This window comes from Roseovarius salinarum, assembly GCF_002834145.1.
Taxonomy (GTDB): Bacteria; Pseudomonadota; Alphaproteobacteria; order Rhodobacterales; family Rhodobacteraceae; genus Roseovarius; species Roseovarius salinarum.
In genome coordinates, this window is record NZ_PHNT01000003.1 from 189,096 (window position 1) to 213,636 (window position 24,541).

A 24,541-nucleotide genomic window follows, 5' to 3' on the forward strand; every position below is an offset into this window, starting at 1 on the left:
GTTACCCCGCGTAGAGTGCCTCGGCGTGGAAGGCGATGTGCTCTTCCATGAAGGTCGAGACAAAGAAATAGCTGTGGTCGTAGCCCGGTTGCAGCCGCAGCGTGGCCTGCTGGCGGCGCGTGGCGACCGCCTCGGCCAGGGCCTCGGGCATCAGAAGGTCGATGAACTGGTCATTGGTGCCGGTATCCACCAGAACCGGGCCATCGAAGCCGTGCTCGCGCATCAGCAGTGTCGCGTCATGCCCCGCCCAGCCGGATTCGTCGTCGCCCAGGTAGGCCGCGAACTGCTTGCGGCCCCAGTCGCTGCGCGTGGGGTGCGCGATTGGCGAGAACGCCGAGACGGACCGGAACCGCCCCGGCAGGGACATCGCCAGTGTCAGCGCGCCGTGCCCGCCCATCGAATGGCCGGTGATGGCCTGGCGCGCCTCGTCCGCCGGGAAGTTCCGGGTCACGATCTTCGGCAACTCGTCGGCGATGTAATCCCACATGCGGTAGTGCGGCGCCCAGGGGTCGCGCTTGGCGTTGACGTAGAACCCCGCGCCCTGCCCGAGGTCGAAGGCGTCGTCGTCCGCGACGTCCTCGCCGCGCGGGGATGTGTCGGGAAAGACCAGGGCGACCCCGTGCTCGGCGGCCCAGCCCTGCGCGCCGGCCTTGGTCATCGCGTTCTCGTGGGTGCAGGTCAGCCCCGAGAGATACCAGAGCAGCGGGACAGGCCCGTCGCGCGCCTCCCGCGGCAGGAACAGGCCGAAGGTCATGTCGCATCCCGTCGCCTCGGATTGGTGCCGGTAGACACCCTGAACTCCGCCGTGGCAGGCGTTTTCGGAAACCGTATCCATCTCTGTCTCTCCTTGTTGGGTCCGTGTATGTCAGTAAAGCGTGCCGACCCAGCCGATCACAAGCGACACAGTGACGACAGCCGCCGCCGTCGAGATCAGAATCGCGGCAGACGCACGCTGGGGGGCCACGCCGTAGTGCTGGGCAAGGATGTAGACGTTGCCGGCGACAGGCAGGGCCGCCGCGGCGATCATGACCGCGGCCGGGTAGGGATCGACCGGAAAGAGCATCAGCGCCGAGAAGGCCACCACCGCCGGGTGGATCACCAGCTTGCACAGTGAAAGCCAGCCGGCGGCGAAGGGGCGCTCGGCCGACTTGTCGGCCAGCGAGGCGCCGATCGCGAAAAGGGCACCGGGCGTGGCCGCGCCCCCGAGGATCGACAGGAAATCGTTCATCGGCGCCGGGATCGGCAGGCGCAGCCCCGCCCACGCCAGCCCCAGCACGATCGAGACGATCATCGGGTTGCGGATCAGCCCGCCCCCCACCGTCTTCAGGATACCCGGGTGCATGCGGCCGTCGCGCGCGCCGGTGATCAGGATCACGATCAGCGAGCCGAAGACGATCAGGTCGACCGCGAGCACAAGCATCACCGGCCCGATGGCGGCCTCGCCCAGCAGCAGCACCAGCATAGGCAAGCCGAGGAACCCCACGTTGCCGATCACGGCGCATTGCGCCTCGACCGCCGCCTCCTCGACCGTGAGGCCGCGAAAGAACGAAACCACCGAAGCCAGCGCGTAGACGAACCCGGTCGCCCAGAGGTAGGCCACCACGAAGCGCAGGTCGAAGATCTCGGCCAGCGACAGGTTCGCGGCGAACCGGAACAGCATCGCCGAAAGCGCGAAGTAGAAAACGAACTTGGTCAGCCAGAACGTCGCCTGCTGCGTGAAAAAACCCGTGCGCCCCGCGCCGTAGCCCAGCCCGACGATCAGGAAGAACGGCAGGGTCTTGAAGAAAACCTCAAGCATTGCCGCTTGGTAGCAGGTTTCCCCAAGGGGTCAATTGCCCCGCGGCGCCGGGGGCGGTCTAGCCGCCGCCGATCAACACGCCCGCGGCGAAGACCAGCGCGCCGCCCAGCACCACCTGGAAGGTCGCGCGCAGGAACGGCGTGTCCATGTAGCGGTTCTGGGTCCAGGCAATGGCCCAGAGTTCGACGAAGACGACGATGATCGCGGTGATCGTGGCCGTCCAGAAATCCGGGATCAGATAGGGCAGGGCGTGGCCCAGCCCGCCCATGGTGGTCATCACGCCCGAGGCCACCCCGCGCTTGAGCGGGCTGCCACGGCCCGAGATCTCGCCGTCGTCGCTGGCGGCCTCGGTGAAGCCCATCGAGATGCCGGCGCCGACCGACGCGGCAAGCCCCACCTGGAAGGTGGTCCAGGTGTCCTGCGTGGCGAAGGCCGTGGCAAAGATGGGCGCCAGCGTGGAGACGGAGCCATCCATCAGCCCGGCCAGACCGGGCTGAACCCAGGTCAGCACGAACTGCCGCTTTGACGCCAGCGCCTCAGTCTCGCGGGTTTCCTCGTCAAGATGTGTCTCCTCCAGCTCGGCGGCCTTTTCACGGTGGCCCGCCTCGGCTGCCGCGAGATCGCCCAGCAGCTTGCGCGTGTCGGTGTCGGCCGTGCGCTGTGCGGCCTTGTGATAGAACCGCTCGGCGTCGCGTTCCATCAGCCTGGCTTCGGCTCGGATGCGTTCGATCCCGAGGTTCTCGACCAGCCAGACGGGCCGGCGCGCGTAGAAGCCGGCCACGTGTTCCCGGCGGATCAGCGGCACGACCTTGCCGAAGCGCTTTTCGTGCAACTCGATCAACGACTGGCGGTGCTTGCCCTCTTCTTCGGCCATGCCATCGAAGACCTTGGCGGTTTCCGGGTAGTCGGTGCGCAGCATCTCGGCATAGGTTCGGTAGATGCGCGCGTCGTCCTCTTCGGACGAGATCGCCAGCGCGAGGATTTCCTGTTCGGACAGGTCCGCGAACCGGCGGCGATTTGATATTGCAGGTATCATGCAGGCCTCGAATTTAGAATGGTTCTAAATTACGCCCTTCGGCGGCGGGTTCAAGCGGCTTGCCAGCGTTTCGAGGAAAAGTGAACGGAGCAGTTCGGTTTTGAATTGATAAACTGAACCGTTCGGTTTATGTCTTGATTCATCTTTCCAAGCCTCCGGTCAACAAGGACGTTCCCATGATCGATTTCACCCAGACGCTTGTTCCGGCCGTGCTCGTCTTTGCCTTGCTGGCCCTGCCCGCGATGGCATTCGGCACGGACATGAGCACGCTGACCCCGACACTGACCTATCCCGAGCCCGCCCCCGATCCCGCACCGGTGACCCGCGATTCAACCACGCCGGCCGATTGACGGCCGCTGCGCGCCTTTCCGCGCCGTCGTGCTTGCGGGATGCCGGACCGGGTGACTAGATTGGAACCGGGAGGACAGGCATGACGGCAGCGACCGGCACGGCGGAAGCCATCAAGAAGGGGCGCAAGTTCGACCAGGTGCTTGAAGGTGCCCGGAGCGTTTTCATGCGCGACGGCTTCGAAGGGGCCAGCGTGGACGAGATCGCCCGCGCCGCGGGCGTGTCCAAGGCGACGCTCTACAGCTATTTCCCGGACAAGCGGCTGCTGTTTTCCGAGGTGGCGCGGCTCGAATGCAACCGCCAGGCCGACGAGGCGCTCGACGTGATCGGCGCCAACGCCCCCGTCGAACAGGTTCTGCGCGAGGCCGCCGACCGGATCGTCCGGTTCTTCCTGTCCGATTTCGGCCAGCAGGTCTATCGCATATGCGTGTCCGAATCCTACCGCTTTCCGGAACTGGGCAGGCGGTTCTACGAATCCGGGCCGCAATTGCTGCGCCAGCGGCTCAGGCAGGTGTTGTCGGACTACGTCGTCGCGGGCGAGCTGAAGATCGAGGACATGGACCTCGCCGCCGATCAGTTCGGCGAGCTGTGCAAGAGCGACCTTTTCGTGCGCGGGCTCTGCGGGCTGTGCCCCGACCCCTCCGAGGCCGAGATCGACCGCGTGGTCACGGGTGCGGTCGAGATGTTTCTCGCCCGTTACCGCGCCTGAGTCCCCGCGGCTGGACAAGCCCGGGACCGGGAATTACCACACGCCAATGGCCAAGCCCAAGGAAACCCCGAACTACAAGGTTGTCGCCGAAAACCGGCGCGCGCGGCATGACTATGCCATCGAGGACGATCTTGAATGCGGGATCGTCCTCGAGGGGTCGGAGGTCAAGTCGCTGCGCGAGGGCAAGGCGAACATCGCCGAAAGCTACGCCGCCGTGGAGAACGGCGAGCTTTGGCTGGTCAACAGCTACATCGGCCCCTACGAACAGGCCAAGACCTTCGGCCACGAGGAACGGCGCCGCCGCAAGCTGCTGGTGTCGAAAAAGGAACTGGCCCGCCTCTGGCAAGCGTCGGCGCGCAAGGGCATGACGCTGGTGCCGCTGGTGCTGTACTTCAACCACAAGGGCATCGCCAAGCTGAAGGTCGGCATCGGCAAGGGCAAGAGGAAGGCCGACAAGCGCGCCACAGAGGCCAAGCGCGACTGGCAGCGCCAGAAGCAGAGGCTGCTGAAAGAGCAGGGCTAGACCGGGCCGGCCGGGACGGAGCGTTGGCATGGAACTCCTGATTCACCTGATTTCGGGCGCCGTGGGCGGAAACCTCGCGGCCGGTCTGTCACGGCGGGCTGCCCCCGGCTTCCTTCTCGCCTCGGCCGGTGGGATCGCGGGAGGCGGGCTTGCCGGCCGCGGGCTGGGCATGCTCGGGATCGACCCGGCGCCGGGTCCGGCGGGGCTTGCCGTGCAGGCGGGCGTTGCGGTCGCGGGCGGAGCCATCGTGGTGGCGGCACTCGGGCGTCTGGTCGCGCGCTCGCGCGGCTAGGCGGACGGGCCGCACTTGCCACCGCGACCCCCGGGTAGTAGGCAGGACGCGACGTTCTTCCGGGGGGTTGCATGACCGACGATGATCCCAAGACTCTCGTGTCGACAGATTGGCTGGCCGCGCATCTGAAGGATCCGGACCTGCGGGTGCTCGACGGAAGCTGGCACATGCCGCAGGAGGGCCGCGACGCGCGTGCCGATTATGAGGCGGCGCACATCCCCGGCGCGCGGTTCTTCGACATCGACGAGATCAGCGATCACCGGTCCGAGCTGCCGCACATGGCGCCCCCGCCCGAGAAGTTCATGGCGCGGATGCGGGCGATGGGCGTGGGCGACGGCCACCAGGTCGTGGTCTACGACACCAAGGGCATTTACTCGGCGGCCCGGGTCTGGTGGCTCTTCAAGCTCATGGGGCACACGGACGTGGCGGTGCTCGACGGCGGGCTGCCCAAATGGGTGGCTGAGGGCCGCGAGACCGAGGACCTGGCCCCTGTCGTGCGCGACCGGCACATGACCGCGCGCATGCAGAACCACCTTGTCCGTGACGTCACGCAGGTGTCGCAGGCCGCAAAGCTGGGCAACCACGAGATCCTCGATGCCCGGGCGCCGGGGCGTTTCGCGGGCTCCGAGCCCGAGCCGCGCGAGGGGCTGCGCAGCGGGCACATCCCGGGTTCGAAATGCGTGCACTACGCGATGCTGCTGAACGACGACGGCACGATGAAGGACGCGGAGGCGCTGCGCGCGGCCTTTGACGCGGCCGGCGTCGAGCTCGACAAACCGGCCATCACCACCTGCGGGTCGGGCGTGACGGCGGCGATCATCAACATTGCGCTGGCCCGGCTGGGCAAGACCGACCATGCGCTGTACGACGGGTCCTGGAGCGAATGGGGCGCCTTCGCCACCCTGCCCGTGGAAACCGGAGACGGCTGATGCTGACGAACCTCAAGGAACAACCCGCCGACAAGATCCTCGCGCTGATGCAGGCGTTCCGCGCCGACCCCCGCGAGGACAAGATCGACCTCGGGGTGGGCGTGTACCGCAACGCCGAGGGCGTGACGCCCATCATGCGTGCCATCAAGGAGGCCGAGAAGCGTTGGTGGGAGGAGGAGACCACCAAGGCCTACACCGGCCTCGCGGGCGACCCGGCCTTTACCGAGGCAATGACCGGGCTCGTTCTGGGCGATGCCGTTGCCCGGGATACCGTGGCGGCCGTGGCAACCCCGGGGGGCACCGGGGCCGTGCGTCAGGCATTCGAACTGCTTTTGCTGGCCAATCCGGATGCACGGGTCTTCGTGTCGGACCCGACATGGCCCAACCACTTGAGCATCCTCAAGCACTTGAAGATCGAGACGGTCGCCTACCGCTACTTCGACAGCACGACGGGCGGCGTGGATTTCGACGGCATGATGGCCGATCTCGAACAGGTGCGCGCGGGTGACGTGATCCTGCTGCACGGGTGTTGCCACAACCCCACCGGCGCCAACCTGACGGGGCCGCAGTGGGACGACGTGATCGCGCTCGTGAACCGAACCGGCGCGGTTCCGATGATCGACATCGCATACCAGGGGTTCGGCGACGGGCTGGATGCCGACGCCGCGCCGACGCGCGCCGTGGCCGCCGGGTGCCCGGAAACACTGATCGCGGCGAGCTGCTCCAAGAACTTCGGCATCTACCGCGAGCGCACCGGCGTCCTGATGGCCGTTGCGCAGGACAGCGGGCTTCAGACGGTCACGCAGGGCAATCTGGCACATCTCAACCGGCAGAACTTTTCCTTCCCGCCCGATCACGGCGCGCGGCTGGTGTCGCTGGTGCTCGACAGCGACGACCTGCGGGCCGACTGGCAGGCCGAGCTGGAAGGGATGCGCACCGGCATGCTGGGCCTGCGTGAGCAGCTTGCCAACGACCTGCGCGAGCTGACCGGCTCGGACCGCTACGGTTTCATCGCCCAGCATCGCGGGATGTTCTCTCGCCTCGGGCTGAGCCCGGACCTGGTCGAGAAGCTGCGCGCCGAGCACGGCGTCTACATGGTGGGTGACAGCCGCATCAACATCGCCGGTCTGAACGCCGATAGCGTGCCCAAGCTGGCCCGTGCCATCGTCGAGGCCGGGGGATGACCCCCCGCGCCGCCGCGGTCCGCCGGGCCGGGGCGGCGGTTTGCGCCGGTTCGGCCAAAGGGCTATGACGCGCGCGAAACCGACCGGAGGCCCCCCATGACAGCCCCGCCCGATCCCGCGCAGATCGCCCGCGACGTTCTCGCGATCGAGGGTGAGGCCCTGCTCGGCCTGCGCGACGCGCTGCCCGCGGGTTTCGATCCGGTCGCGCGGTTGCTGGTGCAGGTGCGCGGCCGGGTGATCGTCTCGGGCATCGGCAAGTCGGGTCACGTGGCCAACAAGATTGCCGCGACGATGGCCAGCACCGGCACGCCCGCGCAATACGTTCATCCGGCCGAGGCCAGCCACGGCGATCTCGGCATGATCACCTCGGACGACGCGGTGATCCTGATCTCCAACTCGGGCGAAACCCGCGAACTGGCCGACATGATCGGCCACACTCGCCGCTTCGCGATCCCGCTCGTGGCGATCACGAAGAAAACCGACAGCGCGCTGGGCCGGCAGGCCGATCACCTGCTGGTTCTGCCGCAGGCCCCGGAAGCCTGCGCCATCGGCATGGCGCCCACGACATCGACGACGGTGACCATGGCATTGGGCGATGCCCTGGCGGTCGCGCTGATGCGCCTGCGCGGGTTCGACCGTGAAAGCTACCTCGCCTTCCACCCCGGCGGCACGCTTGGCGCGCAACTTCTCACGGTGTCCGCCGTGATGCACACGGGCGACGAGCTGCCCGTCGTGGCGCCCGACGCGCCGATGAGCGAAACGCTCGTGGTGATGAGCCAGAAGGGATTCGGTGTGGCCGCGCTCGTAGACGGGCCGCGGCTCGAGGGCATAATCACCGACGGTGACCTGCGCCGGAACATGGACGGGCTGATGGATCGGCGCGCCGGCGAGGTGGCCACGCGTCAGCCCCTGGTCACGCGTCCCGACGCGCTGTTGACGGAGGCGCTGGGCACGATGAATGCCAACAAGCGCACAGCCCTTCTGGTGGTGGACGACACGCACCGCCTGGTGGGGCTGGTGCACATCCACGATGCGCTGCGCGCCGGTGTCGCCTGACCCCCTCAGCGCCGGCGCAAGCGCGGGGGCATCACCCGGATCACCGTGGCAAGCATCAGCCAGAAGTCGTAACACAGCGTGCGGTTGCGTGCCCAGATCAGGTCAAGCCGGGCCTTGGCCGGCACGCAACGCCGCAGGTAGACGGCCTCGGTTTCCTCGGCCGTGCGGCAGGGCGACAGCAGCCGCGCCTCGCGCCCGTGAAAGACCAGTGTGGCCAGCCCGGTGACACCGGGGCGATTGCGCAGCACGCGCGCGTAGGTTTCCGGGCACATCTCGACGTAGCGGCGCAGCGGCGGACGCGGACCGACGAAGCTCATGTCGCCGCGCAGGATGTTGAGAAGCTGCGGGATCTCGTCGAGACGGTAGCGGCGCAGCGCGCGGCCGGTCGGTGTGATACGCGCCGCCTTGTCGCCGCCCGAGACACCGGTATCACGCTCCACCACCGTCATGGTCCGGAACTTCCAAAGTTGAAACCCGCGCTCGGGCGTTGTCATGCGCTCGGACAGGTAGAACACGGGCCGGCCGTCCCGGAGCAGGATCACGATCGCAATCACGGCAATCAGCGGCGCCAGGACGATCCCGAGCGCCAGCGCGAGCAGGATATCGAAAACGCGTTTCACGGGGGTCATCCGGCGCCCCCCGCGGCATGCATGGCCGCCGCGATATCGGCCGGCTCGCTTGACAATTCGAGGCCGGGCAGAAGGCCGCGAAGGCGCGTGGTGTCCATCGTGAGGCGCTGCACGGCCCCGTCGGGCGCCGGCCGCCAGGCAAAGGATTGGTCCGCTGCTTCCAGGATGTTTTCCATGGCAACCGGCGTGGGTGCGGCGAGGTTGAGAAGACCCGGCAACGCCTCATGCGGCAGCGCCGCCAGCGCCGCGAGCGCGCGGGCAAGGTCGGCCGGGCAAAGGTAGCTGCGTTCCGGGCCGGTTCCTTCGGCGAAACGGTCCAGCGTGACGCGCGCGCGCCCGGACATCGCGGCGGCGAGGCTGTCCGCCCCGGCCAGGTTGCCCATGCGCAGGCAGCAATGCGCGATCCCGTCATCCGCGAATTCCGCCACGGCCTGCTCCATCGCCCGCTTGGCGCGGGCGTAGTCTGCCGCAGGGGCCGGCGCGTCGGTTTCCTTCCAGTCCGTTCCGGGGCCGTAGACGGCCATCGACGAGAAATGCAGCACCCGCCGCGCCCCGCGGGCGCGCGCGATGTCCCGCGCGACGTGCGCCAGCACCGTGTTGTCCGCGAGGTGTTCCGGGGTGCCGGCCGTGCGGCCCCAGAGCGCGATGACCGTGTCGCAGCGTGGCAGCTCGTGCATGTCCTGCCCCGGCTGCCAGGTCAGGCCGGTGCCGCCGTCGCGTGACTGAAAGGCAGCCGCGAGGCGCGGTGGCGGGCTATCATGCCAGATGGCGCGAAGAAGGCGCCCGACACGCCCCCCGGACCCCAGGACCAGAACGGTGCTCGGACGGTCCTGTTGCGATTTATGTGACAATTCCCGGCTGCCTCTTCCACGAATTCATTTTCTGTTTGTCTATCACGGGCCGGAAAGGCTAGGAAGTTGGCAATTGACGGGAACCCGTGGGGGGTGTTGGACGTGCGTACAGGCAGGCGTTTCGCCGGGTTTATTGCAATTCTGGTTCTGCTTTCGGCCTGCAGTCTGCCGCGCGGCGCGGCGGTTGATCGTGAAATACTGGTCGGCAAGGACGCGAGGTCGTCGCAGTTCGCGGTCGTCGAGGTCACGCGCGATACCACCCCCATCGTCAGCCAGTGGCCCGCCACCGGCTGGAGCGGGGAATACCGCTGGTTCGAGGCCCGGCGCGGCCCGGCATCGGGGATCATCCGGCCCGGCGACACGGTGAAGATCGTGATCTGGGACAACCAGGAAAACTCCCTGATCGCGGCGGCGGGAACCAAGCAGACGGAGCTGCCGCCGATGGAGGTTGGTGCCGCCGGCGAGGTGTTCCTGCCCTACATGGGCAAGATCAAGATCAGCGGGATGACGCAAGAGGGCGCGCGGGACCGTCTGCAATCCGCGATGTCGGAGATCGCACCCTCCGCGCAGGTACAGCTTGCGGTCCGGCCCGGACACAACAACGCCGTCGACGTGGTCAGCGGGGTCGGCCAGCCCGGCAGCGTGCCCTTGCCCGACCGGAACACGACGATCCTGAGCGTGTTCGCCAAGACGGGCGGGATATCGTCGCAACTGCGCAATCCGCTGGTGCGGCTTCACCGTGGTGGTAACACCTACGAGATCCGGGCGGATGCCCTTGTTGCCGACGCCGGCAAGAACGTCACCCTGCGCGGCGGCGACAAGGTCGCCGTGGTCGAGGATGATCGCAGTTTCACCGCCTTCGGCGCTTCGGGGCGCGAAGAGATCATCTATTTCCAGAAGGAATACATGACGGCGATGGACGCCATCTCGGCGATGGGCGGTCTGTCTGACAACCGGGCGAACCCGCGCGGGGTGCTGGTGCTGCGCGAATACGCGAAGGACCAGCTCGGTGACGGCACGACGGGACCGCAGAAGAAGAAGATGGTCTTCACCATCAATCTGACGACGGCCGACGGGCTCTTCGCGGCCCGCAATTTCCACGTGAACCCCGAGGATACTGTCGTTGCGACCGAATCGCCGGTCACCGCCGTGGAGACCGTGTTCGACCTGATCGGATCGCTCGTCGGACTTCAGAACCGTATCGAGGACGACTGACGCCGAGAGCCCGCCGCCTTCAAGGCGGCAGGCACCGTGCGGTTTTCGGGCGCTTTGCGGGTTTCGTTCGCCGCGGCTGCGGTTCAGGGTTTGACCGCCTCGAGGTTCAGCGACACCAGCGTGCCGTTTTCCTTGTCCATGTGCGGGATGTAGGCCTGCGAATAGTCGTCCATGTGGGCGTGCTCGGTCTCGCGCCAGTCCCAGGGGCGGACCTCGCCGAAGCCGACACTGCGCAACGCTTCGGTCAGAGAGGGGGCATCGAAGATCATGCCGTGGAAATCGTACTGGTCGCGTTGCCCCCCGCAGACGAGCCCGCGGATATCCTCGATACCCCGCGGCAGATCGCCCGAGAGGTAGAGCCGCGCGGCGGCCTCGAAATCCGGAACGGCAAGGCGCAGGACACCGCCGGGCGCGAGCACGCGGAACCATTCGGCCAGCGCGTCCTTGTAGGTCTGGCGCCCGAAGTGTTCGAGCACGTGGCACGCATAGACAAGTTGCGCGCTGTCATCGGGGATGAAGGTGAGGTCCTCGACCGGGCCGACATGGTCGACGTGCGGCATGTCAAGCGCGTCGACGTGGAACCAACCCTCGATGTGCTTGACCCCGCAGCCGAGGTGGATCTTGTCGTACTGGCCCATTCTTCCGTTCCCTTTCCCGGTATCAGGCCTGCGCGTTGCGCAGCGCCTCGTAGTCGGCGATGGTGCGCCGGAGGCCGTCCTCCAGCCCGATGCGCGGCGCCCAGCCCATGGACAGCAGGCGCGTGCTGTCCATCAGCTTGCGCGGGGTGCCGTCGGGCTTGGTGGTGTCGTGGACGATCCGGCCCTCGAACCCCGCCTGCAACGCGATCGCCTCGGCCAGCGCGCGGATCGACACCTCCTGCCCGGTGCCGACATTGACGTGCTCTTCCCCTGCGTAGCGCTCCATCAGGAACACCAGCGCGTCGGCCAGGTCGTCGGCATGCATGAACTCGCGCAGCGGCGTGCCGGAGCCCCACATCACCACCTCGCCCGCGCCGGCATCGCGCGCCTCGACGATCTTGCGCACCAGCGCGGGCAGCACGTGGCTGGTTTCCAGGTCGAAGTTGTCGCCGGGGCCGTAGAGGTTGGTGGGCATGGCCGAGATGAAGTCCGCCCCGTGCTGGCGCCGGTAGGCCTGGCAGAGCTTGATGCCCGCGATCTTGGCGATGGCGTACCATTCGTTGGTGGGCTCCAGCGGGCCGGTGAGCAGCGCGTCCTCGCGCATCGGCTGCTCGGCCATCTTGGGGTAGATGCAGGAGGACCCGAGGAACATCAGCTTGCCCACCCCCGCCCGGTGCGCGGCGTGGATCAGGTTGGCCTCGATCATCAGGTTGTCGTAGAGGAAATCGGCCGGGTAGCTGTCGTTGGCGAGGATCCCGCCCACCTTGGCGGCGGCGACGAAGACGGCATCGGGCTTCCGGGCGGTCATCCATGCCTCGACGTCGGCCTGCCGCGTCAGGTCGAGCTCGGCGTGCGTGGCCGTCAGGATCTCGCAAGCCTCCTGCTCCAGCCGCCGCACGATGGCCGAGCCGACCATGCCGCGATGCCCCGCGACATACACGCGCTTGCCGGCAAGCTCGAACAGGCGCTCAGGCATGGCGGCGCGCCTCCTCGAGGTCGGCCTCGGCCATTTCGCGCACCAGGTCGTCGAAGCTGGTACGCGGCTGCCAGCCCAGCCGCTCGCGCGCGCGGGTCGCGTCGCCCAGAAGCGTCTCCACCTCCGCGGGCCGGAAATACCGCGGATCGACGCGCACGATCACGCGGCCGCGCGCGTCGCGGCCGACCTCCTCCAGCCCCGCGCCCTCGAAGGTGATGTCGAGCCCGAGGCACGCGCCGGCCCGGCGCACGAAATCGCGGACGGAATATTGCTGGCCGGTGGCGATCACGAAATCCTCCGGCCGTTCCTGCTGGAGCATCAGCCACATCATCTCGACATAGTCGCGGGCATGGCCCCAGTCGCGCAGCGCGTCCATGTTGCCCAGGTGCAGCTCGTCCTGAAGCCCCAGCTTGATCCGGGCCAGCGCGCGGGTGATCTTGCGGGTCACGAATGTCTCGCCGCGGATCGGGCTTTCGTGGTTGAACAGGATGCCGTTGCAGGCATAAAGCCCGTAGGCTTCGCGGTAGTTCACCGTGATCCAGTAGGCATAGAGCTTGGCCACCGCGTAAGGTGAGCGCGGGTGGAACGGCGTCGTCTCGGACTGCGGGGTTTCCTGGACCAACCCGTAAAGTTCGGAGGTGGAGGCCTGGTAGAACCGCGTCCTGGTATCGAGGCCGAGGAACCGGATCGCCTCCAGCAGCCGCAGCGCGCCCAGCGCGTCGGAGTTGGCGGTGTATTCCGGTTCCTCGAAGGACACCGCGACATGGCTTTGCGCAGCAAGGTTGTAGACCTCGTCGGGCTGCGTTTTCTGAAGGATATGCGTCAGCGAGGAGCCGTCGGTCATGTCGCCGTGGTGCAGCACGAATTGCCCGTTGGCGCCGGGCGCGCCCTCGATCAGGTGGTCGATCCGCTCGGTGTTGAACAGCGATGTCCGCCGCTTGATGCCGTGCACCTCGTAACCCTTGTCCAGAAGGAATTCCGCCAGATAGGCGCCGTCCTGCCCGGTAATGCCGGTGATGAGTGCCGTTTTCACGCTTTCGTCCCTCGAGCTTGGTCATGGCGCGTCGCCCGTGGCCGGCCGCGCCGCGGCAGCGATAGCCGCATACGGCGCGCCGCGAAAGGGGGCGGCATGCCGGAATCTGCGGCCGGCGGCGCAAAGTTGCAAGATGCGACGGCCCGGCGGCCAGAGGCCCCGTGTTTACCGACGCCGCCACCCTGCCTAACAATGACCCGGGCGACCGCCGGGTCGGTCGCGCTTGATCAATCCGAAAGGCAGGCCGATGAGTGCATTCGACGAAGACCTTTTCGCCAAGGGGCTGGCACAGCGCAAGGCGACGCTTGGCGCCGACTACGTGGAAAAGAACCTTGCCGCGGCCGACGATTTCACGCGCCCCTTCCAGGAGGCGATGACGGCCTGGTGCTGGGGGTTCGGCTGGGGCGACGAGGCCATCGACGCCCGCACACGCTCGATGATGAACCTTTCGATGATCGGGGCGCTGGGCAAGATGCACGAATGGGAACTGCATTGCCACGGTGCGATCAACAACGGCGTCACGCCGGAGGAGATCCGCGCCATCGTGCATGTCGTCGCGATCTACGCCGGCGTGCCGCAGGGGCTGGAGTGCTTCCGCGCCGCGCGCAAGGTCCTTGAGGAACGCGAGTTGCTGTAAGGGCCGCGCGTCGGTCAGTCGTTGTCGGTCAGCCCCGCGCCCGCGCCGCCCAGCCGGCTTTCGGGCGTGGCCGGGGCATAGGTGCGGTGGGCGAAGGCATCCAGCGTCTCGGCTGCCCGGGGCGGAATGTGCCCGCGTGACCCGGGGCGCACCGCGCAGGCACCGCCAGGAGGGTGCACCCGCCGCGCGACACGGATACCCGTGGCCTGCGCGGCATGCAATCCGGCGTCGGTTGCACGAAGGCTGACGCGTTCCCCGAAATGCGCTGACAGCCCAGCCCACTCCACGGCCAGCGCCGCCCCGCCGGCCCGCGCGGCGGCGGCCACGAAGGGCAGCATCAACAGCGGCGCGCCCGTCGGCCCCAGCGTGACGCCGCCGCGCGCAGCCAGCTCCGCCGCCATGTCGCTCAACGCGGCGCCGGCGATCAGCGGGCACAGCGTGCCGCCGCGGGCTGTCCAGGTCGCCCCGACATCGGCGGGGCACAGCAGGTCGTGGGGCAGACCCTCGCTGCGCGACAGCCAGTCGGCCAGGGCCTCCGGCCCCGGCAACCCCGCCGCCGCGAGCCAGCGGGTGGACCTGCCCGCTTCCTCGGCAAGGCCCCAGCTCAGCCCCGCGCCCCGGGCGGCGCGGCGGGCCAGTGCCTCGACCTCGTAAAGCGAATGGCTCATGCGGCCCCGTCCCCCGGCGGCGGGTAGGTCCAGTCGTCGGCCGCACCGTCCGCCAGCTCGTGCGGGAAGGGCGCGTGCTGGAACATGTTGATGCGCACCCAGCGGTCCGAACGCGGATCGAAGTGGCAGGCGCCGAAGAAGCTGAGCTTGGCGCGCAGAAGGTCGATGGGAAGGACCCCGGCCGCGATGGTGTTGTCGCGGATTTCCGAATAGGGGCAGCCGGCCGCGATCTGCGCGCGCCGCACGAGATGGCGGTGCTCGGGGTGGCGCAGCAGCACGGCCGCCGTGGTGTCGCTGTCGGAAAACGCGGCAAGGTCGGCGTGCAGCCGCGCGGCGTCGCGCCCGGGGCACAGGGGTTGTTCGTAGGGCTCGAGGCCCTCGGCCTCTCGCTCGCCCAGGCGCGGTTCCAGCTTTTCCTCGGACACGTACCAGACCCGTGCCTGTGCCTCGGGCGCCGCCCAGTCGACGCCGAGGGCCCAGGCATAGACATCCTCGATGATCCCGCGCAGCGTTCCCACCGTCATCGCGCCGTCGATGCGCCAGCCCCGTGCCTCGTCGGCGGCCATGGTGTCCGCCAGGTCATCCACCAGCGCGCCATGGGGTTCCAGCATAAGCGACACGAGCTGTTCCTGCCCCTCGAAGGAAAGCGCGCCTTCGGCCCAGCGCCACAGGCGATCCCAGGGATGATCGCCGGTCAGGCCCTCGGCCTCCAGATACGCCGCCAGGCGGTCGAGGTCGGCGCGCAGCGCCACGAGTTTTTTCACCTGCACCGGGTGATCCGAGCGCCAGTCGGCCGCATGTCGGCGGGCGCGGGCCAGGATGCCGTGAAATGCCGCCACGCTTTCGGCCCCGGCCCGCGGCAGTGCCCGCATCCGCGCCAGCGCCGTTTCGCGCGCGGCGATCCAGTTGTGGATCAGCGCGGGGTGCGTCATCAGGAAGGGGGCCATGCCCAGCCCCGTGGAATTGCCGATGCCGAAGCGGCGCCGCAGCGCGGGGTCCAGCGGCACCGCCGTGGCGGGCGCGCGCATGCGTGCCATGTGCTCGGCCAGATCCATGACGAAGGCGCGGGTCAGCCAGACCGACAGCATCTCGACCTGGAAGGGCGGCCGGCATTCGGGGCGGTCGGCCACGGCCTCGCGGTCGGCGGCGCCGAACTTGCCCGAACCGTAGACTGCGGTGGTGCGCATCAGGTAGCCCACCGCGTCCACGCGGTCCGCGTCGGGCTGGTGCCCGACGGCGAGGCTGTCGACCACGTGATCCCACAAGCGGACCGACCGGTTGGCGCGGCTCAGCGACAGTTCCCGTTCGCTGACGCGCCCGGCCTCCTGCAGCGGCACGTTGCGCGCAAGGCGGTCAAGGTCGTCGGTGCCGGGCACGCCGTCGAACAAGGCAAAGGTCGCATCCCACGCGGTGGCGATCACCCGGTCCGAGCGTTCCTCGGGCGGCAGGTCGTGTGCGAAGGCGACCAGGGAATAGCTGCGCCGGGGGCCGTGGGCGCAATAGACCGCGCGGCCCACGCCGCGCGCGTCGATATCGAACACCGGGCGGTCGAAACGCCACGCCTCGGCCTTCAGCCGGCGCAGCAGCACCCGCATGAACGACAGCCGCGACTGGTGGAACGCGCCCAGTCGCGAAAGCCGCATCACGGTTTCTGGCGGCCGAAGCGGACCGTCGCGGGTGGTTTCTTTCGGCTGCATCATGGCCCTCCCCCGGCCCTGGCGGCCCGTGCACGTCGGCCCGCCTAACCGCGTGGCTCGAAGCTTTCCTCGAAGAACCGAAACCAGTTGCCCCCCATCAGCGCGGCGACTTCCGCTTCGTCGAAACCGACCCGCCGCAGGCCATCGGCGATGTTGTCGAAATCGCGGTTGTCGCGGAACCAAGGGGGCTGTGGCGGGAATCCGGGCGCGTCGGCGGAGCCTTCGCCATGGTCGATGTCCTTCGTCCAGCGGCCGGTGCGCATCCACTCGACCACGCTGTCGGGCTGATCCTGGCACAGGTCGCTGCCGATGCCGAACTGGTGCACGCCATGGGTTTCCGCCGTGCGCGCCACCATTTCGCAGAAGCTCTCCAGCGTGCAGTCGGATTTGTCCCTGAGGTGATGGGGATAGAGCGAAAACCCCATCATGCCCCCGGCCTGGGTTACCGCGCGGATCACATCCGCCTTCTTGTTGCGCAGCGCCGGGGCCCAGTCGTGCGGGTTGGCATGCGTGATCGCGATGGGGCGGGTGGAAATTTCCGCCGCCTCGATGGTCGAACGGTCCGCGGAATGGCTCATGTCAACGACCATGCCCACCCGGTTCATCTCGGCGATCACCGCGCGGCCCATGCGGGTGATGCCGGCGTCCTCGGCCTCGTAACAGCCGGTGGCCAGCAAGGACTGGTTGTTGTAGCTCAGCTGCATGAACCGCGCCCCGAGGGCGTGCCAGACCTCCACCAGCCCGATGTCGTCCTCGATCGGGCCGGGATTCTGGAAGCCGAAGAAGATGGCCGTGCGTCCCTCGGCCCGCGCGCGGGCGACGTCGCTGGCCCATTTGCCGTGAAAGATCAGGTCGGGGTGGCGTTCGAACCAGCGGTTCCAGCGCTCGACGTTGCGCACGGTTTCGCGGAAGGTCTCGTGGTAGGCGATGGTGACATGCACCGCGTCGACCCGGCCTTCGCGCATCTGGCGGAAGACCTTTTCCGACCAGTTCGCGTATTGCAGGGCGTCGATGCGCGGGGTCATGCCCGCGCCTCCGCCGCGTTCCCGATGCGCACGCGCCCCGCGCGCAGGCCCGTCATCGTGTCACCCTCTCGCCCTTGTCGATCCCGGTTCCGGGCAGGGGACACTGCAAAGCGATTCCAGTCAAAGGAAAACCGCGCCGTCGCGGCGGCGCTACGCGCCCGCAGCGGCGGCATCCTGCCCGGCGCCCATCAGCCGGGCCAGTGCCAGGGGCAGATGCCAGTGGTTGAGCGTGTAGATGTGCAGCGCCGGCGCACCATAGGCGATCAGCCGCCGGGTCTGTTCCAGCGTCGCCGCCGCGGCGAGAAGCGGGGTGACCGGGCCTTCGCCGTCGCGCTCCGTCAACAGCCGGTCCAGCCAGCCGGGCACACTCGCCCCGGTGCGAAGGGCGAAGTTGCGCACGCGCGGCCAGTCATCAAGCGGCATGATTCCCGGCACGATGGGCGCATCGATGCCGTGCTGGCCGCAGCGTTCCAGGAACCGGGCGTAGGACTCGGGGTTGAGGACGAACTGGCAGATCGCGCTGCTCGCCCCGGCGTCGAGCTTTTCCTTGAGGTGGTCGATGTCGTCGTCGAGGTCCTCCGCCTCGGGGTGTTTCTCGGGGTAGGCGGCGACCGAGATTTCGAAGTCGTGCCGGTCGCGCAGGGCCGCGACGAGGTCGGAGGCGTGTTCGAAGCTGGGTTCGGCCGGTTGCAGTTCGTCGCGGGGCATGTCGCCGCGCAGGGCCAGCACGCGGGTGATGCCGCTGTTCCACAGCGCGTCGGCGATGTTCATGACCGTGGCGCGGTCGTGTCCGATGGCCGTCAGGTGCGCCGTCACCGGCTTTCCCGTGGTCTGCGCGATTTCCTGCACGGTCTCCATCGTGCCGCTGCGCGCCGTGCCGCCCGCGCCCATCGTCACGGAAAACCCGTCGCTGGCGACCGGGGCAAGGCGTCCCACGGTTTCGCGCAGAACGTCATGCCCGGCCTCGCTGCGCGGCGGGAAAAGTTCGAAGCTCAGCGGCGGGGGCGTGACGGTTTCGAAAAGGTCACGCAGCAATGCGGCGGTCGGTTGTCCCGGGAATGATGCGTCCTCGGCCATGAGAGCAGGATAAGGGCCGCGCATCGTGTGGCAAGGGGGAACCTCGGCCCTGTCCGGTCAGCGGCTCAGTCTTCGGGGTCGACCGATCCGCGCAGCGCCTTGACCTCGCCGCGCTTCTTCTTCGCGGCCAGCCGCTTGCGCTTCTGGTTTCGGGAAACGCGGGTGGGGATGCGCCGCTTGGGGCTTTCAGTGGCCTTCGCGATCAATGCGGCCAGCCGCTCGCGCGCGATTTCGCGGTTGCGGGCCTGGTGGCGGGTTTCGGCCACGCGCAGCACCACCGCGCCGTCGGTCGTCCAGCGCTTGCCGGCCAGCCGCTTCAGCCGCCGTTTCACCGGGTCGGGAAGGTTGGGGGAGCGTTCGGCCTCGAACCGCAGTTCGACCGCGGTCTCGACCTTGTTGACGTTCTGCCCGCCGGGGCCGCCGGCGCGGGTGAACTGCTCGGTGATTTCCCAGTCCTCGATCGCGATGTCGTCGGTGACGCGCAGCATGCCCCGGATCATAGACGCCGGGCGCGGGGCCGCGCAAACCAAAGGGCCGCGCCAAGTCTTGGCGCGGCCCCCTAGAAGTTGCGGAGGTGGGGCCGGTTAGGCCGCACCAATCCGGTCGGGCATCTCACCCGAGGGCTGCCTCAGGTGCGCCCCTCCCGGACTGTTCCGGCACCTCGCTCCAATACCTCTATAGACACTGGACCACCTCCTTTCGTTTGTTGAACTCGGGGTCAGCGTGCCACAGATTCGGCAGAAGTCAAAACAAAATCATGTGTCAGTTCGCGCTCCGGCCGCAGGATGCTGCGGGATGCACCACGCGGCGTCATTCCGATTGCAGAACGGCCACGCACTGGCGCGGCAGGTCGGCCATCGTCAGCGCCTTGCGGGGCTTGGGCGGGGGCGCATCCGGGTCGGGCGGCGGAGGATCCAGGATATTGTTCACCCACTCCTGCGCGTCGTCGCAGCCGTCACCTGGCGGCGGGGCGTCCTGGTTCACGCAGTCGCGCGCGCCGGCCGGGCATTTCAGCCGCACGTGGAAGTGGTAGTGATGCCCCCACCACGGCCGGATCTTGCGCAGCCAGGCCCGGTCGCCGGCCGGTGCGTTCTTGCACATGCGCACCTTGGCACCGGGAAAGACGAAGATGCGCGCGGTGCGCGGATCCTGTGCGGCAGCCTTGATGATCTCGTGGTGCGCGCGCGTCCAGTTGCCGTTGGTGAAGGCACCGCGCTGGCGGCGCGTGGAAATGGACGAGATGTTTTCGCGCCGGGCCCGGCTCAGGGTCAGGTCGTCCGCGGGCCGCATCCAGATATCCACGTCGAGGCCCACCTGGTGGCTGCGGTGGCCGCTGGTCATCGGGCCGCCGCGCGGCTGGCTGATGTCGCCCACGTAGAGCCCGTTCCAGCCGGGCTGCTGCGCGGCCTTGGCCGAGAGCGTCTTGACGAAATCGATCAGCGCGGGGTGACCCCAGTTGCGGTTGCGCGACAGCCGCATCGACTGCCATGTCGGTCCGCTTTCGGGCAATGGCGCGCCGCCGGCAAGGCATCCTTCGGAATAGCCGCCGAAAGGTTCGGCCCCCTGCCGCGATCCGTGGTCTTGGCCACCGAAGAACCGCTTCGCGGGCACGCCGCGCATTTCCTCGGGAATGTTTTGCGTCGACAGCACCGCATTGCCCGGGCCGTCGCCTGCGGTGGTCACGGTGCAGCCGGCCAGTGCAAGCGCAAGCCCGATCAGTCTGAGGGGATGTGCCATCGGTCCCTGTCTCCCTCCGCCCGGACGAAGCGTAGCAGGAGCAGGCCCAGAAGGAAAAGCCCGATGAGCGGTGACACCCCCAGGCGCGCGCTGCCGCTCGCGGCCGTGACGATGCCGATCAGCGCCGGCGCGATGAAGGCCGTGGCGCGCCCGGACAGCCCGTAAAGGCCGAAGTTCTCGGTCGGGGCCTCCGGGCTCGTGTGGCGCACCATCAGCGACCGGCTGGCCGCCTGCAACGTGCCGCCAAGCCCCCCGATCAGCACGCCACAGCCGAAGAAAACGATGTCGGGCAGCGCCGAATCCCCGGCCAGCGGGATGCCGAAGAACTGGGTGCGATCCATGCCGACGACCGTGACGCAGACGGCGATCAGCCCCCAGTTGGCGGCGATGATCACCGGCTTGGGGCCCAGCGCGCGGTCGAACTTGCCGCCCACCCACGAAAACAGCGCGGCCGAGATGCCGCCGACGATGCCGAAGATGCCGATCGAGGTGATGTCCCAGTTGAGCACGAGCTTGGCATAGGTTCCGCCGAAGCCGTACAGCCCGTTGAGCGCGTCCCGGTAGAACATCGAGGAGCCGAGATAGGCCGTCAGGCTCAGCCGGTGGCGCAGCCCCTTGATCGACCGGGCCAGAAGCCCCAGCGCGTCGGCCACGCCGTGCCCCTTGCGACCCGGTCCGGTGTCGCGCACCCACATGAAATAGGGGATCATGAAGACGGCGAACCACAGGGCGGCAAAGGGGCCGACGAAGCGCGTGCCCTCCTTGCGCTCGGGATCGAGGCCGAAGACCGGGTCGAGGCCCGCCAGCGTCTTGCCCGACGGTTGTTCCATGAAGAACACCAGCATGATCGCCAGCGCCGTCAGGCCGCCGATGTAGCCGAAGGCGAAACCGCTGCCCGAGATCTGTCCGACCTGCCGGGAGTCGCCCAGGGACGGCAGCTGAGAGTTGATGAAGATGAGCGCATACTCGGCGCCGATGAAACCCACGCCGAACGCGGTGAGCGCCAGCCACATGTTGCTGCCCGAGGGGTCGGTCCACCAGAGCGCGCCCGCGCCCGCGACATACATGAGCGAAAAGACCACGATCCAGGGCAGGCGCCGCCCAGTGGTGTCGGCGAAGGCGCCCATGATCGGCGCGCCGAACCCGATGATCAGCCCCGTCACCGTCAGACCCAGCGACCACAGGCTTTGCGCGCGCGCGTCGGCGGCCTGTTCGGCCATCCCCTGAGCCATGAAGTATTCGGTGGCGACGCCGGCGAAGAACGGCCCGAAGACGAAGGTCAGCAGAAGCGTGTGGTAGGGCTGGCTGGCCCAGTCGAAGAAATACCAGCCCCAGATCCGCTTGCGCCGCGACGGTTCAGCCATGTCCTGCCCCCCGGTTCCGGGGCGATATGACAGGCGGCCGTAGCGCGAGGCAAGTCATTCCTGCATCGGCGGCCACGGCCTTTGCGCCTCTGCCGCGATCCAGGCCGCGATCCAGTCCGGTGCGGGCGGCGACGCGGCGTCGAGGCCCATTTCCTGCATCACCTGCGCGGGCGGCACGATGCCGCCGGGGCCTGTCACGGCGGAGCGGTAGAGCACGTGGCTCGTACAGTCGCCGCGGCTGTTCCACATGGACTGTTCGATATAGACGAAACGGTCGTCCCAGCACGCCGCGCGCGAACGTATCTCGACCCGGTCGAACACGCGCACCCGGCGGCGGTAGCGCACGCTGGCCCCGGCCATGGTCAGCCCCCAGCGCTTGCGCCGCAGCGTCGCCACGAGCCCGGTGCGCTGCGCCAGCGGGATGCGGCCGAGGTCATAGAGCGTAAGCGCCCGGCCGTTGTTGAGTTCCATCCAGATATCGAGATCCCACGGCATGCAGATGTGACGGGACACGTGGCAGCCGGTCAGCGGCAGCGCCGGGTCGTTGCGGTGCCGCCAGAGCTGCCAGGCCATGCGAACGAAGGGATACATGCGCAAGCTCCTTTCCCGCGCGCTTGTCGGGGTTGCGCGCCGGAGGGTCAACCGCGACCCCGCGTCAGGCTTGCGCTCGGTCCCGCGCGGCCCTAGGTATCGGGCGGTCACGGCCGGAGGATTCCCGATGCAGTCGCTTTTCCAGATCCTGATGCTCCTGCTGGACATCCTGTGGTTCTTCATCATCGCGCATGTCATCATGAGCTGGCTTATCAACTTCCAGGTGCTCAACCTGCACCAGCAGCTCGTCGCGCAGATCTGGTACGCGCTCAACCGGCTGCTTGAGCCGCTCTACGAACCGATCCGGCGCATCCTGCCGCCGATGTCGGGGATCGACCTCGCGCCCCTGATCGCGCTGATCGGGGTCTACATCATACGCATCATCCTGATGAACAACGCCGCCGCGTTCTACTGACGGGCTTGCCCCGCCGCGCGGACTGTGGGACTGTCCGCGCACGAGCAGTTCAGCGATATCTTGCAGGTTCCATGCGCGCCGCCCACCGTATCTTGCGCGATGTCTTCGGATTCGACGCCTTCCGCCCCGGGCAGGAAGAGATCGTGGAGGCCGTCGCGGCGGGTGAGAACGTGCTGGCGATCATGCCCACCGGCGGCGGCAAGTCGCTGTGCTACCAACTGCCCGCGCTGATGCGCGATGGCCTGACGGTCGTGATCTCGCCGCTGATCGCGCTGATGCGCGACCAGGTGGCGGCGATGCGGGCGGCGGGTGTCTCCGCCGGTGCGCTCACATCGGCCAACACCGAGGACGAAACCGCGGCGGTGCACGATGCCCTGGCCGACGGGCGGCTGTCGCTGCTCTACATGGCGCCCGAGCGGTTGGCCTCCGGCGCGGTGCCGGCGATGCTGCGGCGCGCCGGCGTGGGCCTCATCGCCGTGGACGAGGCGCATTGCGTCAGCCAGTGGGGCCACGATTTCCGCCCCGACTATCTGCGCATCGGCCAGCTGCGCCGCCACCTGGGCGTGCCGCTGGCGGCCTTCACGGCCACGGCGGATGCCGAAACGCGCGCCGAGATCGTGGAAAAGCTGTTCGACGGCGCGGCGCCGCGGCAGTTCCTGCGCGGCTTCGACCGGCCCAACATCCACCTCGCCTTCCGGCCCAAGGACGGGCCGCGCCGGCAGATCCTCGATTTTGCGGCGGCGCGCAAGGGCCAGCCCGGCATCGTCTATTGCGGCACGCGCGCCAAGACCGAGACGCTGGCGCAGGCCTTGCGCGAGGCGGGCCACAACGCCTGCGCCTACCACGGCGGGATGGAGGCCGGTGACCGCCGCGACGTGGAGGCACGGTTCAACGCCGAGGACGGGCTTGTCGTCGTGGCCACGGTCGCCTTCGGCATGGGCGTGGACAAGCCCGATATCCGCTGGGTGGCGCACGCCGACCTGCCCAAGTCGATCGAGGCATATTACCAGGAGATCGGGCGCGCGGGCCGCGACGGGGCGCCCGCCGAGACGCTGACGCTGTTCGGCCCCGACGACATCCGCCTGCGCCGGACCCAGATCGACGAGGGCCTCGCCCCGCCCGAACGTCGCTCGGCCGATCACGCGCGCCTCAACGCGCTGCTGGGGCTGGCCGAGGCGCTGACCTGCCGGCGGGCCACTTTGCTGGAATACTTCGGGGAAGCGGCCGAACCCTGCGGCAACTGCGATCTTTGCGCGGCGCCGCCCGAGGCCTTCGACGCGACGCAGGCGGTGCGCAAGGCGCTGTCGGCCATGTTGCGCACCGGTGAAAGTTTCGGCGCCGGGCACCTGATCGACATACTGACCGGCAAGGCGACCGAGAAGGTCCGCGCGCGCGGCCACGACGATCTGCCCACCTTCGGCGTGGGCGGCGAACTCGATCGCGCGGGCTGGCAGGGGGTGTTCCGGCAGATGATGGGCCGCGACCTCGCCCGCCCCGACCCCGATCGTCGCGGCGCCCTGCGCATGACCGAAGCCGCCCGCCCGATCCTGCGCGGGGAGGCCGGGATCACGCTGCGGCGCGACACGCTGGCGCCCGCCCCGCGCCGCCCCGCGGCCAGGCAGCTTGTTTCGGAGGAGGACGCGCCGCTGCTTTCCGCGCTCAAGGCCAAGCGCCGCGCGCTGGCCGAGGCCGCGGGCGTGCCCGCCTACATCGTCTTCAACGATCGCACCCTGATCGAGATGGCCGAGCGTCGGCCCGACAGCCTGGATGCGCTGGCGGGCATCTCGGGTGTCGGGCAGAAGAAGCTGGAACAATACGGTGCGGCGTTCCTGGAGGTCATCAACGGTGCGCAGGAGGCGGTGCACCCGGCCCGGCGACGGCTGGCGGGCCGGGCGGCGGGCACGCTTTACGACCAGTTGCTGGCCGCGCAGGCCGATCTGGCGCGCGGATCGGATGGCACCGAAAAACCGCTGAGCTGTTCGGCGTCGCAACTGGCCCGCGTCGCCGCCACCCGCCCGGCCGACGCCGAGGCGCTTGCCCGTCTGCTGGGCGAGAAGCGCGCCGAACGCTTCGGCCCGGCCTTTCTGGACGTTCTGCGCACGGCGGACTAGGT

The 24,541-nt window shown here is 68.5% G+C and carries 27 protein-coding genes; 11 read left to right on the forward strand and 16 right to left on the reverse strand.

Going from position 1 to position 24,541, the window contains the following annotated elements; translation table 11 throughout:
- Position 1: 1 nt before the first annotated feature.
- The 3 genes from fghA to mbfA are packed head-to-tail and all read right to left on the reverse strand — an operon-like array spanning position 2 to position 2,834.
- The gene (gene fghA, locus CEF10_RS05235; protein ID WP_101067052.1) at positions 2 to 835 is read right to left on the reverse strand and encodes an S-formylglutathione hydrolase; all 834 of its coding nucleotides are present in this window, start codon (positions 833 to 835) and stop codon (positions 2 to 4) included.
- A 30-nt stretch (positions 836 to 865) separates the two neighbouring features.
- Entirely contained in the window at positions 866 to 1,798 is a 933-nt protein-coding gene (locus CEF10_RS05240; protein ID WP_101067054.1) for an AEC family transporter, read from the reverse strand.
- Positions 1,799 to 1,856: 58 nt separating this feature from the next.
- Positions 1,857 to 2,834 (reverse strand): iron exporter MbfA, encoded by a 978-nt coding sequence (gene mbfA, locus CEF10_RS05245; RefSeq protein ID WP_101067056.1) that lies wholly within the window; start codon positions 2,832 to 2,834, stop codon positions 1,857 to 1,859.
- A 176-nt stretch (positions 2,835 to 3,010) separates the two neighbouring features.
- Here mbfA and CEF10_RS17050 point away from each other — a divergent pair, with 176 nt between their 5' ends.
- The 7 genes from CEF10_RS17050 to CEF10_RS05275 all read left to right on the forward strand — a co-directional run bounded on the left by CEF10_RS17050 (position 3,011) and on the right by CEF10_RS05275 (position 7,875).
- The gene (locus tag CEF10_RS17050; protein WP_198586148.1) at positions 3,011 to 3,184 is read left to right on the forward strand and encodes a hypothetical protein; all 174 of its coding nucleotides are present in this window, start codon (positions 3,011 to 3,013) and stop codon (positions 3,182 to 3,184) included.
- A gap of 80 nt (positions 3,185 to 3,264) precedes the next feature.
- Positions 3,265 to 3,891 carry a TetR/AcrR family transcriptional regulator gene (locus CEF10_RS05250; protein WP_101067058.1) on the forward strand — a complete coding sequence of 209 codons (627 nt, stop codon included), beginning with the start codon at positions 3,265 to 3,267 and terminating at the stop codon, positions 3,889 to 3,891.
- 46 nt (positions 3,892 to 3,937) lie between these two features.
- Entirely contained in the window at positions 3,938 to 4,414 is a 477-nt protein-coding gene (smpB, locus tag CEF10_RS05255; protein ID WP_101067060.1) for an SsrA-binding protein SmpB, read from the forward strand.
- Between the two features lie 28 nt (positions 4,415 to 4,442).
- On the forward strand, positions 4,443 to 4,706 hold the full coding sequence (locus CEF10_RS05260; protein WP_101067062.1) for a hypothetical protein: 264 nt from the start codon (positions 4,443 to 4,445) through the stop codon (positions 4,704 to 4,706).
- Positions 4,707 to 4,777: 71 nt separating this feature from the next.
- Positions 4,778 to 5,635 carry a 3-mercaptopyruvate sulfurtransferase gene (gene sseA / locus CEF10_RS05265; protein ID WP_101067064.1) on the forward strand — a complete coding sequence of 286 codons (858 nt, stop codon included), beginning with the start codon at positions 4,778 to 4,780 and terminating at the stop codon, positions 5,633 to 5,635.
- A complete protein-coding gene (locus CEF10_RS05270) occupies positions 5,635 to 6,819 on the forward strand; it encodes an amino acid aminotransferase (protein ID WP_101067066.1) in 1,185 nt (394 codons plus the stop codon). Before sseA ends, CEF10_RS05270 begins: the two co-directional genes overlap by 1 nt.
- A 96-nt stretch (positions 6,820 to 6,915) precedes the next feature.
- Positions 6,916 to 7,875 carry a KpsF/GutQ family sugar-phosphate isomerase gene (locus tag CEF10_RS05275; RefSeq protein WP_101067068.1) on the forward strand — a complete coding sequence of 320 codons (960 nt, stop codon included), beginning with the start codon at positions 6,916 to 6,918 and terminating at the stop codon, positions 7,873 to 7,875.
- Between the two features lie 5 nt (positions 7,876 to 7,880).
- Here CEF10_RS05275 and CEF10_RS05280 read toward each other — a convergent pair whose 3' ends face one another.
- Positions 7,881 to 8,504, reverse strand: a complete 624-nt coding sequence (locus tag CEF10_RS05280) for a sugar transferase (protein ID WP_101067070.1) — start codon at positions 8,502 to 8,504, stop codon at positions 7,881 to 7,883.
- On the reverse strand, positions 8,501 to 9,181 hold the full coding sequence (locus CEF10_RS05285; RefSeq protein ID WP_232796406.1) for an NAD-dependent epimerase/dehydratase family protein: 681 nt from the start codon (positions 9,179 to 9,181) through the stop codon (positions 8,501 to 8,503). Before CEF10_RS05285 ends, CEF10_RS05280 begins: the two co-directional genes overlap by 4 nt.
- Positions 9,182 to 9,457: 276 nt before the next feature.
- Here CEF10_RS05285 and CEF10_RS05290 point away from each other — a divergent pair, with 276 nt between their 5' ends.
- Positions 9,458 to 10,570, forward strand: coding sequence for a polysaccharide biosynthesis/export family protein (locus CEF10_RS05290; protein ID WP_232796408.1), 1,113 nt, complete (start codon positions 9,458 to 9,460; stop codon positions 10,568 to 10,570).
- 83 nt (positions 10,571 to 10,653) lie between these two features.
- Here the strand turns inward: CEF10_RS05290 and CEF10_RS05295 are convergent, their stop codons facing one another.
- Genes CEF10_RS05295 through gmd form a run of 3 tightly spaced genes read right to left on the reverse strand, consistent with a single transcriptional unit; the run spans position 10,654 to position 13,217 of the window.
- Positions 10,654 to 11,208 carry a methyltransferase domain-containing protein gene (locus CEF10_RS05295; protein WP_101067074.1) on the reverse strand — a complete coding sequence of 185 codons (555 nt, stop codon included), beginning with the start codon at positions 11,206 to 11,208 and terminating at the stop codon, positions 10,654 to 10,656.
- A 22-nt stretch (positions 11,209 to 11,230) separates the two neighbouring features.
- A complete protein-coding gene (gene fcl / locus CEF10_RS05300) occupies positions 11,231 to 12,184 on the reverse strand; it encodes a GDP-L-fucose synthase (protein ID WP_101067076.1) in 954 nt (317 codons plus the stop codon).
- A complete protein-coding gene (gmd, locus tag CEF10_RS05305; protein WP_101067078.1) occupies positions 12,177 to 13,217 on the reverse strand; it encodes a GDP-mannose 4,6-dehydratase in 1,041 nt (346 codons plus the stop codon). The genes fcl and gmd overlap by 8 nt, the downstream gene beginning before the upstream one ends.
- A gap of 247 nt (positions 13,218 to 13,464) precedes the next feature.
- Between gmd and CEF10_RS05310 the strand changes: the two genes are divergently transcribed.
- Positions 13,465 to 13,854, forward strand: coding sequence for a carboxymuconolactone decarboxylase family protein (locus CEF10_RS05310; RefSeq protein ID WP_101067080.1), 390 nt, complete (start codon positions 13,465 to 13,467; stop codon positions 13,852 to 13,854).
- Positions 13,855 to 13,868: 14 nt separating this feature from the next.
- Here CEF10_RS05310 and CEF10_RS05315 read toward each other — a convergent pair whose 3' ends face one another.
- The 8 genes from CEF10_RS05315 to CEF10_RS05350 form a co-directional block, all read right to left on the reverse strand.
- Positions 13,869 to 14,522, reverse strand: coding sequence for a DUF3726 domain-containing protein (locus CEF10_RS05315; protein WP_101067083.1), 654 nt, complete (start codon positions 14,520 to 14,522; stop codon positions 13,869 to 13,871).
- Positions 14,519 to 16,219, reverse strand: coding sequence for a hypothetical protein (locus CEF10_RS05320; protein WP_101067110.1), 1,701 nt, complete (start codon positions 16,217 to 16,219; stop codon positions 14,519 to 14,521). The genes CEF10_RS05315 and CEF10_RS05320 overlap by 4 nt, the downstream gene beginning before the upstream one ends.
- Before the next feature lie 44 nt (positions 16,220 to 16,263).
- On the reverse strand, positions 16,264 to 17,244 hold the full coding sequence (locus CEF10_RS05325; RefSeq protein WP_101067085.1) for a membrane dipeptidase: 981 nt from the start codon (positions 17,242 to 17,244) through the stop codon (positions 16,264 to 16,266).
- A 150-nt stretch (positions 17,245 to 17,394) separates the two neighbouring features.
- Entirely contained in the window at positions 17,395 to 18,321 is a 927-nt protein-coding gene (locus tag CEF10_RS05330; protein WP_157932961.1) for a methylenetetrahydrofolate reductase, read from the reverse strand.
- 65 nt (positions 18,322 to 18,386) lie between these two features.
- The gene (gene arfB, locus CEF10_RS05335; protein WP_101067111.1) at positions 18,387 to 18,809 is read right to left on the reverse strand and encodes an alternative ribosome rescue aminoacyl-tRNA hydrolase ArfB; all 423 of its coding nucleotides are present in this window, start codon (positions 18,807 to 18,809) and stop codon (positions 18,387 to 18,389) included.
- Positions 18,810 to 19,131: 322 nt separating this feature from the next.
- Positions 19,132 to 20,058, reverse strand: coding sequence for a penicillin-insensitive murein endopeptidase (mepA, locus tag CEF10_RS05340; protein ID WP_101067087.1), 927 nt, complete (start codon positions 20,056 to 20,058; stop codon positions 19,132 to 19,134).
- A complete protein-coding gene (locus CEF10_RS05345) occupies positions 20,037 to 21,422 on the reverse strand; it encodes an MFS transporter (RefSeq protein WP_101067088.1) in 1,386 nt (461 codons plus the stop codon). Before CEF10_RS05345 ends, mepA begins: the two co-directional genes overlap by 22 nt.
- A gap of 54 nt (positions 21,423 to 21,476) precedes the next feature.
- Positions 21,477 to 22,013 carry a thioesterase family protein gene (locus CEF10_RS05350; RefSeq protein WP_101067089.1) on the reverse strand — a complete coding sequence of 179 codons (537 nt, stop codon included), beginning with the start codon at positions 22,011 to 22,013 and terminating at the stop codon, positions 21,477 to 21,479.
- Between the two features lie 127 nt (positions 22,014 to 22,140).
- On the opposite strand from CEF10_RS05350, the gene CEF10_RS05355 reads away from it, so the two are divergent.
- Both CEF10_RS05355 and recQ read left to right on the forward strand, forming a co-directional pair.
- Positions 22,141 to 22,428: a YggT family protein gene (locus CEF10_RS05355; RefSeq protein ID WP_101067090.1), complete on the forward strand. Its 288-nt coding sequence runs from the start codon at positions 22,141 to 22,143 to the stop codon at positions 22,426 to 22,428.
- A 71-nt stretch (positions 22,429 to 22,499) separates the two neighbouring features.
- Complete coding sequence (gene recQ / locus CEF10_RS05360; RefSeq protein WP_101067091.1) at positions 22,500 to 24,539, forward strand: DNA helicase RecQ; 2,040 nt, start codon at positions 22,500 to 22,502, stop codon at positions 24,537 to 24,539.
- The last annotated feature ends 2 nt before the right edge of the window (positions 24,540 to 24,541 follow it).